The 15,559-nt window shown below is 68.0% G+C and carries 16 protein-coding genes; 8 read left to right on the top strand and 8 right to left on the bottom strand.

The features are described from left to right. Positions 1-19 precede the first annotated feature (19 nt). Entirely contained in the window at positions 20-1,228 is a 1,209-nt protein-coding gene (locus AWC12_RS14920) for an MFS transporter (RefSeq protein ID WP_085175237.1), read from the top strand. Here AWC12_RS14920 and AWC12_RS14925 read toward each other — a convergent pair. Together AWC12_RS14925 and AWC12_RS14930 are read right to left on the bottom strand one after the other, a co-directional pair. After that, a complete protein-coding gene (locus AWC12_RS14925; RefSeq protein WP_085175442.1) occupies positions 1,190-3,331 on the bottom strand; it encodes a heavy metal translocating P-type ATPase in 2,142 nt (713 codons plus the stop codon). The genes AWC12_RS14920 and AWC12_RS14925 overlap by 39 nt on opposite strands. Positions 3,332-3,375: 44 nt before the next feature. Continuing rightward, entirely contained in the window at positions 3,376-3,660 is a 285-nt protein-coding gene (locus AWC12_RS14930; RefSeq protein ID WP_024446866.1) for a DUF1490 family protein, read from the bottom strand. A gap of 65 nt (positions 3,661-3,725) precedes the next feature. Here AWC12_RS14930 and AWC12_RS14935 point away from each other — a divergent pair, with 65 nt between their 5' ends. Together AWC12_RS14935 and AWC12_RS14940 are read left to right on the top strand one after the other, a co-directional pair. Then, on the top strand, positions 3,726-4,724 hold the full coding sequence (locus tag AWC12_RS14935; RefSeq protein ID WP_085175239.1) for a permease: 999 nt from the start codon (positions 3,726-3,728) through the stop codon (positions 4,722-4,724). After that, on the top strand, positions 4,721-5,434 hold the full coding sequence (locus AWC12_RS14940) for a TIGR03943 family putative permease subunit (protein ID WP_085175241.1): 714 nt from the start codon (positions 4,721-4,723) through the stop codon (positions 5,432-5,434). The genes AWC12_RS14935 and AWC12_RS14940 overlap by 4 nt, the downstream gene beginning before the upstream one ends. Here AWC12_RS14940 and AWC12_RS14945 read toward each other — a convergent pair. Further along, positions 5,428-5,691: a type B 50S ribosomal protein L31 gene (locus AWC12_RS14945; RefSeq protein WP_085175444.1), complete on the bottom strand. Its 264-nt coding sequence runs from the start codon at positions 5,689-5,691 to the stop codon at positions 5,428-5,430. The genes AWC12_RS14940 and AWC12_RS14945 overlap by 7 nt on opposite strands. Positions 5,692-5,806: 115 nt before the next feature. Here AWC12_RS14945 and AWC12_RS14950 point away from each other — a divergent pair, with 115 nt between their 5' ends. Both AWC12_RS14950 and AWC12_RS14955 read left to right on the top strand, forming a co-directional pair. After that, the gene (locus AWC12_RS14950; RefSeq protein WP_085175243.1) at positions 5,807-6,721 is read left to right on the top strand and encodes an MBL fold metallo-hydrolase; all 915 of its coding nucleotides are present in this window, start codon (positions 5,807-5,809) and stop codon (positions 6,719-6,721) included. Then, positions 6,712-7,950, top strand: a complete 1,239-nt coding sequence (locus AWC12_RS14955) for an SLC13 family permease (RefSeq protein ID WP_024446871.1) — start codon at positions 6,712-6,714, stop codon at positions 7,948-7,950. The genes AWC12_RS14950 and AWC12_RS14955 overlap by 10 nt, the downstream gene beginning before the upstream one ends. Here the strand turns inward: AWC12_RS14955 and rlmB are convergent. The 4 genes from rlmB to carD form a co-directional block, all read right to left on the bottom strand. Next, positions 7,947-8,888 (bottom strand): 23S rRNA (guanosine(2251)-2'-O)-methyltransferase RlmB, encoded by a 942-nt coding sequence (gene rlmB / locus AWC12_RS14960; protein WP_024446872.1) that lies wholly within the window; start codon positions 8,886-8,888, stop codon positions 7,947-7,949. The genes AWC12_RS14955 and rlmB overlap by 4 nt on opposite strands. Further along, a complete protein-coding gene (cysS, locus tag AWC12_RS14965) occupies positions 8,889-10,280 on the bottom strand; it encodes a cysteine--tRNA ligase (protein WP_024446873.1) in 1,392 nt (463 codons plus the stop codon). A gap of 69 nt (positions 10,281-10,349) precedes the next feature. Beyond that, positions 10,350-10,820: a 2-C-methyl-D-erythritol 2,4-cyclodiphosphate synthase gene (ispF, locus tag AWC12_RS14970; RefSeq protein ID WP_085175245.1), complete on the bottom strand. Its 471-nt coding sequence runs from the start codon at positions 10,818-10,820 to the stop codon at positions 10,350-10,352. 8 nt (positions 10,821-10,828) lie between these two features. Next, positions 10,829-11,317, bottom strand: coding sequence for an RNA polymerase-binding transcription factor CarD (carD, locus tag AWC12_RS14975; RefSeq protein ID WP_003930663.1), 489 nt, complete (start codon positions 11,315-11,317; stop codon positions 10,829-10,831). Positions 11,318-11,588: 271 nt separating this feature from the next. On the opposite strand from carD, the gene AWC12_RS14980 reads away from it, so the two are divergent. The 3 genes from AWC12_RS14980 to disA are packed head-to-tail and all read left to right on the top strand — an operon-like array spanning position 11,589 to position 14,770. Next, positions 11,589-12,185, top strand: a complete 597-nt coding sequence (locus tag AWC12_RS14980; RefSeq protein ID WP_024446875.1) for a copper chaperone PCu(A)C domain-containing protein — start codon at positions 11,589-11,591, stop codon at positions 12,183-12,185. Positions 12,186-12,240: 55 nt separating this feature from the next. Next, positions 12,241-13,638, top strand: a complete 1,398-nt coding sequence (gene radA, locus AWC12_RS14985) for a DNA repair protein RadA (RefSeq protein WP_024446876.1) — start codon at positions 12,241-12,243, stop codon at positions 13,636-13,638. 10 nt (positions 13,639-13,648) lie between these two features. Continuing rightward, entirely contained in the window at positions 13,649-14,770 is a 1,122-nt protein-coding gene (gene disA, locus AWC12_RS14990; protein WP_024446877.1) for a DNA integrity scanning diadenylate cyclase DisA, read from the top strand. Between the two features lies 1 nt (position 14,771). On the opposite strand, the gene AWC12_RS14995 is transcribed toward disA, so the two are convergent. Next, a complete protein-coding gene (locus AWC12_RS14995) occupies positions 14,772-15,539 on the bottom strand; it encodes a hypothetical protein (RefSeq protein WP_200864997.1) in 768 nt (255 codons plus the stop codon). Between the last annotated feature and the right edge of the window lie 20 nt (positions 15,540-15,559).

Raw genomic sequence — 15,559 nt, forward strand, 5'->3', positions numbered from 1 at the left:
TTCCGGAGGTGACACCCAGATGGTGGTGTTCGAGCGCTCGATCGCAGAGACGCAGCGGTGGGCCTACCCGCTGCTGCTCGTCCTCAGCGGCGTCGCGCTCGGGGTGTCGGGCCTTCCGGCTCCGCTGTACGGCATCTATGAAACGAACTGGCACCTGTCGCCGCTGGCCACCACGGTCGTGTTCGCGGTCTACGCGGTGGCGGCGCTGGCCGCCGTGCTGGTGTCCGGCAAGATCTCCGACGTCGTCGGCCGCAAGCCTGTGCTGGTCGGTGCGTTGATCGCGCTCCTCGTCGGCCTTGGGGTTTTCCTGGTCGCCGACAGCATCGGCATGCTGCTGCTGGCACGCACCATTCACGGCGCCGCCGTCGGCTCCATCGTCGTTGCCGGCGCGGCCGCACTGCTGGACCTGCGGCCCGATCACGGCGTGCGCGCCGGGCAGCTCAGCGGCGTGGCCTTCAACATCGGCATGACGGTCGCTATCCTGGGCTCCGCCCTGCTGGCGCAGTACGCACCTCACCCTCTGCGCACGCCCTACGCCGTCGTCGCCGTCATCTGCCTGATCGTCGGTGTCGGGCTGCTCGCACTTCGCGAGCCACACACCGCACGAACCCGCGGCCCGATCCGGATCGCCAAACCCGCCGTCCCATCCGAGATCCGCGGCGACTTCTGGTTCTCGGCGCTCGGCGCGATGGCGTCCTGGTCCGTGCTCGGCGTGCTGCTGTCGCTGTATCCGTCGCTGGCGGCCCGGCAGACCCACATCGACAACCTGGTTTTCGGCGGCGCCGTCGTGGGCACCACGGCGTTCGCGGCCGCCCTGGCACAGCTGGCCGCCACCCGCATCCCCGCCAGGTACGCCGCCATCATCGGCGACGCGGGCATGGCGGCGTCGCTGCTGCTGACCATCCCCGTGCTGCTGACCCATCAGTGGCAGCTGGTGTTCGTCGCCGCGGCCCTGCTCGGCGCGACGTTCGGGCTCGGCTTCGGCGGTTCCCTGCGCCACCTGTCCGATGTGGTTCCCGCAGGCAGGCGCGGCGAGACGATGTCCGCGTTCTACCTCCTGGCGTATTCGGCCATGGCCGTGCCGACGCTGATCGCAGGTTGGGCCGCGACGCAGTGGGATCTGGCAGCGGTCTTCCCGTGGTTCGCAGGCACCGTCGCCGTCGCGTGCCTCGGCGCGGCGGTGGCCGGCCTACGCAGTACCAGGGCCGTCCGCGCCGCTGCGCTCTGAACCCTTCGCGATCTGGTAGCGGATCAGCCGGGAGCTGTTGGCCACCACCGCAACCGACGAGGCGTTGTGCAGCACCGCGGCCAGTACCGGCGACAGCGCTCCACCTGCGCCGATCAGCAAACCGACCGCGTTCACCGCGATCGACATGGCGTAGTTCTGCCGAATCACATCGACTGCACGGCCGCCCAGATCGCGGACGTCGAGCAGACGGCGCAGGTCGTCGCCGGCCAGAGCCACGTCGGCGGTCTCCACCGCGACATCGGTGCCGCCGAGTCCCATTGCGATCCCGATGTCAGCCTCGGCGAGCGCGGGTGCATCATTGATTCCGTCGCCGACCATCGCCACGGTGAAGCCGTCATCGCGCAGGGTGCGCACCGCATCAAGTTTGTCGTCGGGCAGCACCTGCGCGCGCCACTCCGTGATACCCAGCTGCGCCGCGACGGAGGCGGCCGCGTCGGGGTGATCGCCGGTCAACATGACAATGCGGCGTACCCCGTTGGCGCGCAGGCGATTCAGCACGTCGGCAGCCTCCGGACGTATCTCGTCGCGGAGGCTGATCAAGCCGACCAGCTTGCCGTCGACCGCAAGCAGCAGGGGTGTCTCCGACTGCTTGCGCAACCTTTCCACCCAGCCGGTCGCCTTCTTCGTGACCCGGACGCTCTCCTGTTCCAGCAGCGACTGGCTGCCCAGCAACAACGTGCGGCCGTCCGCGCGCGTCCGCATACCGAGTCCCACGAGCACCTCGCACTCCTCGTGCGGTGGGATCGCGATGTGACGCTCCCGAGTTGACTGGATCACGGCTTCGGCCAACGGATGCCGCGAGTGGATCTCCGAGCTCGCCGCGTAGGCAAGCACCTGTTCGGGCTCCCAGTCCTTGTGGAAGGCAACCAGATTGGTGACTACGGGGCGGCCGACTGTGAGCGTTCCGGTCTTGTCGAAGACCACCGCGTCCACCCGGCCCGCCTGCTCAAGGTGCGACCCGCCCTTGATGAGGATGCCGCGGCGGGCGCCGTTGCCGATTGCCGCGCTGATCGCCGTGGGAGTGGACAGGCCGACCGCGCACGGGCAGGCGACGAGAAGCATCGTCATCGCGCGCCGGACATCACGGGTGGCGATCAGCGTCGCTGCCGACAGCAGGAACGATGCGGGCACGAAACGACGCGAGAAGCTCTCTCCCACTGTCTGGATCGGCGCGCGGTGCAGTTGTGCCTCCTCGACCCGCGAGATGATCCGCCCGATGGTGGTCTCTTTTCCCACCGCCGCAGCGCGGACGACGAGTCGGCCACGGACCACCACCGAGCCGGCGAACACCCGCGCACCGGTGGTCACCGCGACGGGCAGGTTCTCCCCGGTGATCGCCGACTGGTCGACGATCGCATCGCCGTCGATGACCACCCCGTCGACCGGCAACGCCACCTGATCGTGGATGACGATCTCGTCACCGATACGCAATTCGTCGGTGGCAACCTCGACCTCGGTACCGTCCGCGAGTCGCACCCATGCGGTGTCCTGGTTGCCCTGCAGCAGGTTGGCGATCGCGCGCCGGGTTCGCCGCAGCGTCAGATCCTGCAGATACTCACCGATGTTGAGCAGCCACAGCACCGTCAGTGCCACGACGTTCTCGCGCAGTACCAGGCTGGCAATGGTCGCAGCGCTGACCAATACGTCGGTGCCGGGCGAGCGACCGCCGCGCAGGGTGCGCAGCGCGCCGCGGAGGAACGGATAACCCGTGAAGACGGTGACGCCCGTGGCGGCGAGACGGCTCGTCGGCCCGAGAAGGGGCGGCCGCGCGAACACATAGCGGCGCACGCCGAGCGCCACCAGCGCTGCCCCGCCGACCGCCATCCGCAGTACGTCGGCGTTGGTGATGTCAGCTGAGTGCGGGACACGCTTGGCTACCAGGTGGCGCGCGACCAGCGCCGCCGATTCGATGGCTGCCGCCACCTCGGCACGGTCACAGCGCTTCGGTGAGTACCACACCACCACCGACGCCGTACGGGGATATGCGTGAACGGCACGTACGCCCGGCACCTGTTCGACGGCGTCCTCGATGGCGACCGCGCGTGCGGAGTCGTTGCGAAACCACGGCGCCTGCAGGCGCATCCGGCCCGCAGCATCCGAGACGACCGTGAGGGCCACCACGGCCGTCAGTGGTCGTGCACGTGCGCGGTGTCAGCGACGGCAGGAGGCGGGCTTTCCTCACCGATGCGTTCGCGGGCCTCGGCGACCACGTCGGCGACCTTGAGGCGAGCTGATTCCGCGCTCTCTTCCGCTTTGCGGACGCCCCGCAGCGCCCAGGCCGTGGCGGTGACGGATGCCTCCCGGATCGGCGCTTTCGCGACCGCCTTGCGGACACCCTGGTATGCGGCCACTCCCACGGCCCCCGTCACCACTGTCGACGCCGCTTTGGCCAGAAACACATGCAGAACCATCACTTCACCCTAATCGTCATCGAGCGTGCCTGTCGTGATTCGGCTTCCGCGAGCAAACTGGCACAATGGCCGCCGTGACAGTCGGGACAGCGTCGACGCGACGGCGCGTCGGCTCGATGCACATCCTCGTCGTCGCGGTTGTCGGACTCGCACTCGTCGGCGGAACCGTGCGCACGTTCGTCGCCGGGACCCCCGATGTCGCCACCGCGGCCACAGTTTTCTGTGGAATCTTCGTGCAGGCGTTGCCTTTTCTCGCCCTCGGCGTCCTCATCAGCGGGACAGTCGCGGCTTTCGTGACACCGGATCGCCTGGCGCGATGGGTGCCGAAGCGACCCAGCGCCGCCATTCTGGCCGCTGGGGTCGGCGGCGCGGCGTTACCCGGATGCGAGTGCGGCTCGGTGCCGGTAGCCCGGCGCCTGTTCGGCGAAGGCACCGTCGGCGCGGCGGCCTTGACGTTCATGCTCGCCGCGCCTGCGATCAACCCCGTCGTGCTGGTCGCCACCGCCGTCGCATTCCCGGGCGAACCTGCGATGGTGGCAGCGCGGTGCGCGGCATCACTGATCACCGCAATCGTGATGGGAGCATTGTGGTTTCGCTTCGGCCAACCGCGATGGATCACCAGGCAGTTGCCCCAGGAACACACCCAGGACGGCCCGCGGTGGACGGTGTTCTCCGAAGCTGCGCGCCACGATTTCCTGCAGGCCGCTGCATATCTGGTGATCGGCGCCGCGGCCGCCGCGGCGTTGCACGTACTCGTCCCGGCCTGGGTCTTCGAGCATCTGGCGGGCCAGTTGCTACTCGGCATCCTCGTGATGGCGCTGCTTGCGGTGATCCTGGCATTGTGTTCGGAAGCCGACGCGTTCGTCGCTGCAAGCCTGTCGATGCTGCCTCTGCTGCCGAGGCTGGTGTTCCTGGTGGTGGGCCCGGCGGTCGACATCAAGCTCTTCGCGATGCAGGCGGGCATGTTCGGGCGGGCCTTCGCAGTTCGATTCGCACCTGTCACCTTCGTCGTCGCAACGCTGACAGCCACCTGCGTCGGACTTCTGTTGGTGGGCAACCGATGAGCCGCGAGACCGAAAACGCCTTGCTGCTGCTCGTCGGCGTCAGCACCGCAATCGTCACGCTCAGCGGCGCCTACACGCGTTACGTCAAACCCGCTCTGCAGCCGTGGCTCCTCGCCTCGGCTGCGCTGCTGATCGTGCTCGCGCTGGCGGCGATCGTGCGCGACGTCCGGCGCGGTCCACAAGCGGACGTCCACGACGGGCACTCTCACAGCTCCGGAGCCTTGTGGCTGCTGATCGTGCCGGTCGCCCTGCTGGCCTTTGTGGTTCCACCCGCAATCGGGCCGCAGACCGCGCGGCCCGCGGTGGCCGAGGTGTCGACCGATGTGCTCCGCAGGCCGTTCCCGCCGCTGCCCGACGAGCACGCACCGGAAATCTCACTGCCGGATCTGCTCATCCGCGTCGCCCAGGACTCCGCAGGCACGCTCGACAACCGGCTGGTCAGCGTGCGCGGCTTCACGATCAACGACGGCGGCCGAACGGATCTCGGGCGGGTGGTCATCCTGTGTTGCGCCGCCGACGCCCAACTTGCGCGCATCGCGATGACCGGACCGGCCGTGGCGGCGGTGTCACGGATCCCGGAGGGTTCCTGGGTACGCGTCGAGGGCAAAGTTCCTGCTGGGCAGGTTGATTCGTCTCGAAGCAGCATTCCGTGGATCGAGATCACGGCCGCGGAGCAGATCGAGGCACCGGAGAACACGTACAGCTACTGACCGCCGCGCACACCGTACCGGCGATTGAATTTCTCGACCTGCCCTGCGGCGTCGACTATTCGCTTATTGCCGGTCCAGAACGGATGCGAATCCGACGAGACCTCGACAACGATGAGCGGGAGGGTCCGGGGCCCGTCCGGCGTCTGCCATTCCACGGTGCGGTCGCTGTTGATCGTCGAACGGGTCAGGAACATGGTCCCGGTGTTCGCGTCCTGGAACACGGCCGGGTGATAGTCGGGATGGATCCCTGGCTTCAACGTCCGTACCCTCCTGTTGAAAATCATTTTCAATCAATGCGCAGCCTACTAGTGAGAACGGTTTTCAGAAAGTGGCCGCTGCGGCCTCCCCAGGTCCGCTGCCTAGGGTGGCGTCATGCGCCTGAAGCCTGGGCGCCCTGACCTCAGGGCCTACGCGAAGTACTTCGACCTGCCGCCCGCGGCACCGTCCTCACCGGTGACGGTGACGTGGGCGGGCGTGACGACCCTGCTGGTCGACGACGGCGCCTCGGCGGTGATGACCGACGGGTTCTTCTCGCGTCCGGGTCTTCTGACCGTCGCGGCCCGGCCGCTGACGCCGTCGCGGCCACGTATCGACGCGGCACTGGCCCGCCTCGGCGTTCGACGACTCGATGCCGTCACACCGGTGCACACCCATTTCGACCATGCCATGGATTCCGCCGAGGTGGCGCGACGCACCGGCGCCCGGCTGATCGGCGGGACATCGGCGGCCAACATCGGTCGCGGCCACGGTCTGGACCGGATCGACGTCGTCACCCCCGGCGAGGCCGTCAGCGCGGGCGCCTTCGACATCACACTCATCGAGGGCAGCCACTGCCCACCCGACCGCTTCCCCGGCAAGATCACCCGACCCGTCAGCCCGCCGGCGCGGGCGTCGGCCTACCGCTGCGGGGAAGCGTGGTCGACGCTGGTACACCATCGCCCGACCGGCAGCCAGATGCTCATCGTCGGCAGCGCGGGATTCGTCCCCGGCGCGCTGACCGGGCAGCGCGCCGATGTCGTCTATCTCGGCGTCGGTCAGCTCGGACTGCAACCCGAGACGTACCTGGTCGACTATTGGACGCAGACCGTGCGCACCGTCGGCGCGCGACGGGTGGTGCTCATCCACTGGGACGACTTCTTCCGCCCGCTCGACAAGCCGCTGCGCGCGCTGCCGTTCGCCGGAGACGATCTCGACGCCTCGATGCGGGTGCTCACGCGGCTCGCCTCCGATGACGGTGTCGCTGTGCACATGCCGACGCTGTGGCAGCCGGCGGATCCATGGAGCTGACCCTCTCGGTCGCCTCGCTCATCGCGGTCCTCGCGTTCGCTCTGTTCCGGCCTCACCGCTGGCCCGAGGCAATCGTTGCGATTCCCGCCGCAGGTCTGGTCATCGCGGCGGGTGCGGTCTCCTGGGAGGACGCCGCTGCCGAGGTGTCGGAGCTGGCGCCCGTGGTGGGATTCCTGGCGGCCGTACTCGTCCTTGCGCGGTTGTGCGACGACGTCGGCCTGTTTCATTCGGCGGGTGCGATGATGGCACGGGCGACGTCGGGTGGCCAAAACCGTTTGCTTGCATCGGTATTCGCGATCTCAGCCGCTGTCACCGCGATCCTCAGTCTCGACGCCACAGTGGTCCTGCTGACCCCGGTGGTGCTCGCGACCGCACGCGCGCTGGCCGTTCCAGCCCGTCCACACGCCTATGCCACGGCACATCTTGCCAACAGCGCGTCGCTGCTGCTGCCGGTGTCAAACCTGACCAACCTGCTCGCGTTCAGCGCGGCGGGGCTGTCCTTCCTGCACTTCACCGCAGCGATGTCGTTGCCCTGGGTGGCCGCCGTTCTCGTCGAATTCGCGCTGCTTCGTTGGCTTTTCCGGAAAGACCTCGCAGTTGAACCACGCCCGGCGCCCACCGAGCCGCTCGAAGTCCCGCTGTTCGCGCTTGTCGTCGTCGGCCTGACCCTGGTCGGATTCGGCGTGACCTCGCTGCTGGGCTTCTCACCGGCATGGGCTGCGCTGGCCGGCGCACTCGTCCTCGGCGCCCGCGCGCTCGCCACGCGGCGAACCACAGTCACCAAGATGGTGGCCGCGCTCGACATCCCTTTCCTGGCCTTCGTGCTGTGCCTGGGCGTCGTGGTCGTCGCCGTCATGAACAACGGACTCGAGGCCGCCATGCATCGCGTCATCCCCGACGGCCAAACCCTGCCGGCGTTGCTCGGCATCGCCGCGGTTGCCGCGGTGCTGTGCAACGTCGTCAACAACCTGCCCGCGGTGCTCGTGCTGCTACCGCTCGTGGCCCCAGCCGGACCTGCCGCCGTGCTCGCGGTGCTGATCGGTGTCAACGTCGGCCCCAACCTGACCTATGTCGGATCGCTGGCGAACCTGTTGTGGCGCAGCGTTGTCCGTCGCGACATCAAGGCCGGCTTTGGCGAGTTCAGCCTGATCGGCCTGGTGACCACCCCTGCGGTGCTGGTTGGCGCCGTCCTGGCCCTGTGGGCGTGGATCCAGATGTTCGGGCTCTAGCCGCGACGCTGCCTGGCGACCTCGGCCAGCACTACACCGGCGGCCACAGACGCATTGAGGGACTCGGTGGGCCCCGCCATCGGGATCGACACGATGCGGTCGCAGTTCTCGCGGACCAACCGCGACAGACCCTTGCCCTCCGAGCCGACCACGATGACGATCGGTCCGTCCGCCTCGATCTGATCGATCGTGGTGTCCCCTCCGGCGTCGAGGCCGACGATCTGCAGGCCCGCATCGGCCCACTGTTTCAGTGTGCGGTTGAGGTTGGTGGCCCGCGCCACCCGAAGCCGCGCCGCTGCTCCCGCGCTGGTGCGCCAGGCGACCGCGCTCACCGATGCGGAACGTCGCTGCGGAATGACGACGCCGTGGCCGCCGAAGGCCGCCACCGAACGGACGATCGCACCGAGGTTGCGCGGGTCGGAGATGTTGTCGAGCGCAACCAGAAGTGGCTGTGCACCATCCCTTTTGGCGTCGCGCAACAGATCGTCGGGGTGCGCATAGTCGTACGGCGGCACCTGCAGGGCGACGCCCTGGTGCATGCCGTTGGAGGCGATCCTGTCCAGATCGTGGCGGGGTACCTCCAGGATCGAGATCCCCTTGTCGGCGGCGATCTGCACCGACTCGGTGAGCCGCTCGTCGTTGTCGGCACCGAGCGCGACGTACAGCGCGGTGGCAGGCACACCCGCACGCAGGCATTCGACCACCGGGTTGCGGCCGAGCACGATCTCGGTCTCGTCGGTCTTCTTGTGTCTGCCCTGGGCCGACCGGGCGGCCTTGGCCGCCCTTTTGCCAGCCGGATGATGGGGACGGTCCTTGGCGGCCGGCGTCGCGCCCTTGCCTTCCAGACCGCGGCGACGCACACCGCCGGAACCCACTGTGGGCCCCTTCTTCGTTCCCGCTTTGCGCACCGCACCGCGGCGCTGAGAATTGCCCGCCATCTACTTGTCCGCCCCGTCCAGGAGTGACCACTGGGGACCGTCGGATGTGTCGGTCACCTCGATACCCGCCTCCTTGAGGCGATCTCGGATGGCGTCGGCTTCGGCCCAGTCGCGCCGCGCCCTGGCCTCCTCGCGGCGACGAACCTCGGCGTGCACCAGCACGTCCACTGCAGCCAATGCCGCCGACGTCTCGTCGCGCGATTCCCATCGCTCGTCGAGCGGATCGGCGCCCAGGATGCCCATCATGGCGCGGATCGACATGGCGTGGGTGAGCGCGGCGTCGTGGTCGCCTGCGTCCAGCGCCCTGTTTCCTTCCGCGCGTGCGGCGTGAACCTCGGCGAGCGCCGTCGGAACCGCCAGATCGTCGTCGAGAGCAGCACCGAACTTCGGCGTCCACTCGCCGGGAACCACCGCCCCGACCCGGTTCCGTACCCGGTGCAGGAAATCCTCGATACCCGTGTACGCCTTGGCCGCATCCTGAAGCGCCGTCTCGGAGAACTCCAGCATCGACCGGTAGTGCGCACTACCCAGGTAGTAGCGCAGCTCGGCAGCCCGAACCCGTTGCAGCACAGCAGGAATCGCTAGCACATTGCCGAGCGACTTGCTCATCTTCTCGCCACCCATGGTGACCCAGCCGTTGTGGAGCCAGAAGCGGGCGAAGCCGTCCCCGACCGCTTCGGCCTGCGCGATCTCGTTCTCGTGGTGCGGGAACACCAGATCCATTCCGCCGGCATGGATGTCGAATTCCGCACCAAGGTATTCCTGGCACATCGCCACGCATTCGGTGTGCCAGCCGGGACGGCCGCGGCCCCAGGGCGTCGGCCAGGACGGCTCACCCGGTTTGGCCGCCTTCCACAGCGTGAAGTCGCGTTGGTCGCGCTTACCCGTCGCCACGCCCTCGCCCTGATGGACGTCGTCGATCCGGTGTCCCGAGAGCTTTCCATAGTCGGGAAGCGACGACACGTTGAAGTACACGTCGCCATCCCCGGCATAGGCGTGCCCGCGGTCGATGAGCCGATCGATCAGCTCGACCATCTGGGTGATGTGCCCGGTGGCGCGCGGTTCTGCTGACGGCGGAAGCACCCCCAGCGCGTCGTAGGCAGCTGTGAACGCACGCTCGTAGGTGGCGGCCCACTCCCACCACGGCCTGCCCGCGTCAGCGGCCTTGTTGAGAATCTTGTCGTCGATGTCGGTGACGTTGCGGATGAACGCCACGTCGAAGCCCTTGGCCGTCAGCCAGCGGCGCAGCACGTCGAAGGCGACGCCGCTTCGCACGTGGCCGATATGGGGCAGACCCTGCACCGTCGCGCCGCACAGGTAGATCGAGACGTGGCCGGGCCGCAGTGGCGCGAAATCGCGCACACCGCCAGACAGGGTGTCATAGAGCCGCATGACAGCTGCGGGGCGTTCGGTCACGACGGGCCAGCTTACCGGCCTTTTCGTGCTGCACCGTCATCGGTGCTAACCGGCGATGACGAGGGCCGTCGCGATCGCCGCAAGTCCCTCACCCCGACCTGTCAGACCGAGACCGTCGGTGGTGGTGGCCGCGACCGACACCGGAGCGTCCAGCAATTCGGAAAGCAGCTTCTGGGCCTCGGCTCGTCGCGGACCGACTTTCGGGCGATTGCCGATGACCTGCACAGCCCCGTTTCCGACGCGCAGCCCGCGCTCGGTCAGTAGGGAGTGGACGTGGCGGAGCATGTCCGCCCCGCTGACACCCCGCCACTGCGGCAGACCGGTGCCGAAGACCTCACCGACATCGCCCATGCCCGCTGCCGAGAGCAGCGCATCGCAGAGGGCATGGGCCGCGACGTCGCCGTCCGAGTGGCCCGCGCAGCCGTCTGCGCCGTCGAACAACAGGCACAGCAGCCAGCACGGGCGACCGGACTCAATGGGATGGACGTCGGTACCAAGACCGACGCGAATGTTCATTACCGCCTTCAGGAGGCGGCGGCCAGAACCTCGTCCAGGATCGTCGAGGCCTTGGCGTCATCGGTGTTCTCGGCGAGTGCGAGCTCGCCGACGAGGATCTGACGGGCCTTGGCCAGCATGCGCTTCTCGCCTGCCGACAGCCCGCGCTCCTGATCACGACGCCACAGATCGCGAACCACCTCGGCAACCTTGTTCACGTCACCGGAGGCCAGCTTCTCCAGATTTGCCTTGTACCGACGCGACCAGTTGGTCGGCTCCTCGGTATGCGGGGCGCGGAGAACCTGAAAAACCTTGTCCAGACCTTCTTGTCCGACGACATCGCGCACGCCCACATATTCGGCATTGTCTGCGGGAACACGAACGGTGAGATCTCCCTGCGAAACCTTCAGGACGAGATATTCCTTCTGCTCGCCTTTGATGGTCCGGGTTTCGATCGCCTCGATCAACGCAGCACCGTGGTGAGGATAAACAACGGTGTCTCCGACCTTAAAAATCATCAGTTTCGAGCCCCTTTCACCCCTCAATGTTAACACGGCCCGCAATTGGGGGCGGAACAACAATGCAGGTCAGGGGCACAGTCGGTGAACACTAGGGGTTGACAGGCCAGCGAATCCGTGCATCGCGGCCGGCCGATTTCGCCGCCGCGCGGCCACTGCTGCCCCTCGGCTACCGCGGGCTTTCCTCACCTACTACTCTGCATAGTCGAACCGCTGGGCCGCCTGGACCCGGCATGCCACGCCGCCCCGTCGGCCGAGCAGGAGGTCCCCAGTGAACCCCTTCAAACGGCGCTCCTCGGCCGCTCAGGCATGTAGGGCCATGGCTACGTGCGGACTGGCCGTCTCTCTGGTGCTGAGCGGGTGTGGCGCGGGTCAGGTCTCCCAGACCGCGACCCAGGAACCGGCCGTCAACGGTACGAGTGGCAAAGCCGGCCCCATCGCGTTGCGCAACGTCCACATCCGCGCCGAGCAGACGACCGACTACGTCGAGCCGGGCTCCGAAGCCGAACTGATTTTCGTGGCAGCGAACACGTCCGCCGACGTTCCCGACAGGCTGGTCTCGGTCACCTCCGATATCGGCTCGGTGACGCTGAGCGGTGGACGCGACCTGCCTGTCAACGGTTCCCTCATGGTGGGCGCGCCCGACGGCCAGGCCGCGATGCTGGAGGCCGTCGAACCCGCCGACGCCGCCGAGGCCACCATCGAGCTGAGCAAGCCGATCACCAACGGGCTCACCTATGACTTCACCTTCACCTTCGAGAAGGCCGGCGAGACCACGGTCCCGGTCCCGCTCTCGGCAGGAGAGGCGCCGCGACGTGAGGCGGCCGGCAATTCCGAGGGCTCCGGCGGCCACTCCGGCGGCCACTAGGCGACACGGCCGCTGACAGCGTGGTTCTGTCGGTGCGTCCGGTTACCGTCAGCGCGTGGCCCGGACAAATTCGAAAGTACGTTCGCAATACCGTTGCTCCGAGTGCCATCACGTCACTCCGAAATGGGTGGGCCGCTGCCCTGACTGCGGCACCTGGGGCACCGTCAACGAAGTCGCACTGACCGCAGTAGGCGGTTCGGCGACGCGGCGGGCCGTCGCACCTGCTTCGCCTGCCGTGCCGATCAGTTCGATCGACCCGGGTAAAACCCGCCATTTTCATACCGGCATCAGCGAGTTGGACCGCGTCCTCGGCGGCGGCCTGGTCCCGGGATCGGTCACGCTGCTGGCCGGTGACCCCGGCGTCGGGAAGTCGACGCTGCTGCTCGAGGTGGCGCACCGGTGGGCGTCCACCGGCCGGAGGGCGCTGTATCTGTCCGGCGAGGAGTCCGCCGGCCAGATCAGGCTTCGTGCCGAACGCACCGGATGCACCCACGACGAGGTGTATCTGGCCGCCGAATCCGATCTGCAGACCGCCCTCGGCCACATCGACGCGGTTGCGCCCAGCCTTGTGGTCGTCGACTCGGTGCAGACCATGTCGACCACCGAGGCCGACGGGGTGACCGGCGGTGTCACCCAGGTGCGCGCAGTCACCACCGCACTGACGATGACGGCCAAGACGACCGGCGTCGCGATGCTGCTCGTCGGTCACGTCACCAAGGACGGCGCCATCGCCGGCCCGCGCTCGCTGGAGCACCTCGTCGACGTCGTGCTGCACTTCGAGGGCGACCGGGCATCGGCACTTCGCATGGTCCGCGGAATCAAGAACCGTTTCGGCGCCGCCGACGAGGTCGGTTGTTTCCTGTTGCACGACAACGGAATCGAATGTGTGTCCGACCCGTCTGGCTTGTTCCTCGACCAACGCCCCAAGCCCGTGTCCGGTACCGCGGTGACCGTCACCCTCGACGGCAAGCGCCCGATGATCGGCGAGGTGCAGGCGCTGATCGGTTCGCCCGCCAGCGGCAGCCCGCGCCGCGCGGTCAGCGGCATCGACTCCTCACGCGCCGCGATGATCACCGCTGTTCTGGAGAAACGGGCCAGGCTGCCGGTCGGCGCGAACGACATCTACCTGTCGACCGTCGGCGGCATGCGGTTGACCGATTCGTCGTCGGATCTCGCCGTGGCGCTGGCGATCGCGTCAGCATTCACCGACCTGGCGTTGCCCACCACCGCGATCGCCATCGGCGAGGTCGGGCTCGCCGGCGACCTGCGGCGGGTCACCGGCATGGACAAGAGGCTTTCCGAGGCGGCGCGGCTCGGCTTCACCTACGCCGTCGTACCGTCCGGGGTCTCGGGCGCGCCGCGCGGGCTGCAGGTGCTGCCCGCCGACAACATCGGCTCGGCATTGCAGGTGTTACGGCGGATCAGCCAGAATGACGCGAGCCAGGGACGGTGAGGATTGTGGGGTGGCTGTGAAGTCGTCGACGGGCAGAAGCTCGCGCACGGTCGTGCCGCTGACGCGTCCCACCCTGCGCGAGACGATCGCGCGGCTCGCGCCGGGCACGCCGCTGCGCGACGGCCTCGAGCGCATCCTGCGCGGCCGGACCGGCGCGCTGATCCTGATCGGTTACGACGACAGCGTCGAGACCATCTGCGACGGCGGATTCTCCCTCGACGTCCGCTATGCGCCGACCCGCCTGCGTGAGCTGTCCAAGATGGACGGCGCCGTCGTGCTCTCCACGGACGGCAGCCGCATTCTGCGCGCCAACGTCCAACTTGTGCCCGATCCGTCGATACCCACCGAGGAATCCGGGACCCGGCACCGCTCGGCCGAGAGAACGGCGATCCAGACCGGCTATCCGGTGATCTCGGTCAGCCATTCGATGAGCATCGTGACCGTGTACGTGGCCGGTGAACGCCACGTCATCCCCGACTCCGCGGCGATCCTGTCGCGGGCAAACCAGACCATCGACACGCTGGAGCGGTACAAGACGCGCCTCGACGAAGTCAGCAGGCAGCTCTCGACCGCCGAGATCGAGGACTTCGTCACGCTTCGCGATGTGATGACAGTCGTCCAGCGCCTCGAGATGGTGCGCCGCATCAGCCTCGAAATCGATTCGGACGTGGTCGAACTCGGCACCGACGGGCGGCAGCTCAAACTGCAGCTCGACGAACTCGTCGGCGACAACGAGACGGACCGCGAGCTCATCGTGCGGGACTACCACGCCAACCCCGACCCGCCGACCTCGGCGCAGGTGAGCGCGACGCTGGAAGAGCTCGACAGCCTCTCGGACAACGAGCTGCTCGACTTCACCACGCTGGCAAGGGTTTTCGGTTATCCGTCAACTGCCGAGGCTCAGGACTCGGCGATGAGTTCCCGCGGCTACCGCGCGATGTCCGGCATTCCTCGGCTGCAGTTCGCCCACGTCGATCTGCTGGTCCGCAACTTCGGCTCACTGCAGGGTCTGCTCGCGGCCAGCGCCAGCGACCTGCAATCGGTCGAAGGCATCGGCTCGATGTGGGCGCGCCACATCAGAGAGGGCCTGTCGCAGCTGGCCGAGTCGACGATCGCCGACCGGCTCGCCTGACCTATCCGACGGGTGCGGGAACCGGAGCCGGCGCCGGTCCAGGCGGCGGAGCCTGCGCGGGCTGGGCGAGGATGAACGGCACCGGCGCGGATCTCAGATTCCCGAGCTGGACGACCAGGTTGTAGGTGCCCGGCCCGATCGGCTGCCGCGGCAGCGGGCAGTTCGGCGCCGAACCCATCCCCGTCCAGGTCACTTCGGTGGTCACCTGCTCGCCCGGCTGGAACGTCTTGATCAGCGTCTCGTTCGACGGAGCGCAATCGAGGTTCGACCAGAGCCGCTGGTTGTCGAGGGTGTACACGTAGGCGGCAAGCACCGCGGCACCGACGTCGCGCTGGCAGGCGACCAGACCGATGTTGGTCACGACCATGGTGAACTTGGGCTGGTCACCGACGATGAACTGCGGCTGGTTGGTGATGCCCTTGACCGCAAGCGTCGAGTCGGGGCAGTCGTCACCCTCTTTGAGAATCGGCGGCGGCACCACCGCGGCCGTCGGGGTCGGCGTTGGCGGTGGTGCCTGTTGTGCCGGCGGCTGGATCGGGGACTTGATTTCGGGGTTCTCGCCGGGAAGCGGCGTCGGCGCAGCGGCCTGACCGGTCTGCGCCGTGGACTCGCTGGCGGTGGGCTGCTCGGTGCTGCTGGTGTTCAGCACGACCACCGTGACGACGGCGACCACGATCGCGATGACCAGCGCCGCGACGCCGAGCGCAAGCGCCCTGCGTCGCCAGTAGATTTGCCTGGGCAGCGGCCCATGCGGTTCCAGATCCAGCACAACATCACGGTAAGGGCACG

The sequence above is a fragment of the Mycolicibacterium iranicum genome (genome assembly GCF_002101705.1).
In the GTDB taxonomy this organism is placed as follows: Bacteria; Actinomycetota; Actinomycetes; order Mycobacteriales; family Mycobacteriaceae; genus Mycobacterium; species Mycobacterium iranicum.

Bases quoted from the DNA above. Each gene is read 5' to 3' on its own strand.
- AWC12_RS14955 (WP_024446871.1), top strand. From the start codon at position 6,712: ATGGAGCTGACCCTCTCGGTCGCCTCGCTCATCGCGGTCCTCGCGTTC.
- AWC12_RS14950 (WP_085175243.1), top strand. From the start codon at position 5,807: ATGCGCCTGAAGCCTGGGCGCCCTGACCTCAGGGCCTACGCGAAGTAC.
- AWC12_RS14930 (WP_024446866.1), bottom strand. From the start codon at position 3,660: ATGGTTCTGCATGTGTTTCTGGCCAAAGCGGCGTCGACAGTGGTGACG.
- cysS (WP_024446873.1), bottom strand. From the start codon at position 10,280: ATGCGGCTCTATGACACCCTGTCTGGCGGTGTGCGCGATTTCGCGCCA.
- carD (WP_003930663.1), bottom strand. From the start codon at position 11,317: ATGATTTTTAAGGTCGGAGACACCGTTGTTTATCCTCACCACGGTGCT.
- rlmB (WP_024446872.1), bottom strand. From the start codon at position 8,888: ATGGCGGGCAATTCTCAGCGCCGCGGTGCGGTGCGCAAAGCGGGAACG.
- AWC12_RS14925 (WP_085175442.1), bottom strand. From the start codon at position 3,331: ATGCGCCTGCAGGCGCCGTGGTTTCGCAACGACTCCGCACGCGCGGTC.
- AWC12_RS14935 (WP_085175239.1), top strand. From the start codon at position 3,726: ATGGCCGCCGTGACAGTCGGGACAGCGTCGACGCGACGGCGCGTCGGC.
- ispF (WP_085175245.1), bottom strand. From the start codon at position 10,820: ATGAACATTCGCGTCGGTCTTGGTACCGACGTCCATCCCATTGAGTCC.
- AWC12_RS14920 (WP_085175237.1), top strand. From the start codon at position 20: ATGGTGGTGTTCGAGCGCTCGATCGCAGAGACGCAGCGGTGGGCCTAC.
- AWC12_RS14940 (WP_085175241.1), top strand. From the start codon at position 4,721: ATGAGCCGCGAGACCGAAAACGCCTTGCTGCTGCTCGTCGGCGTCAGC.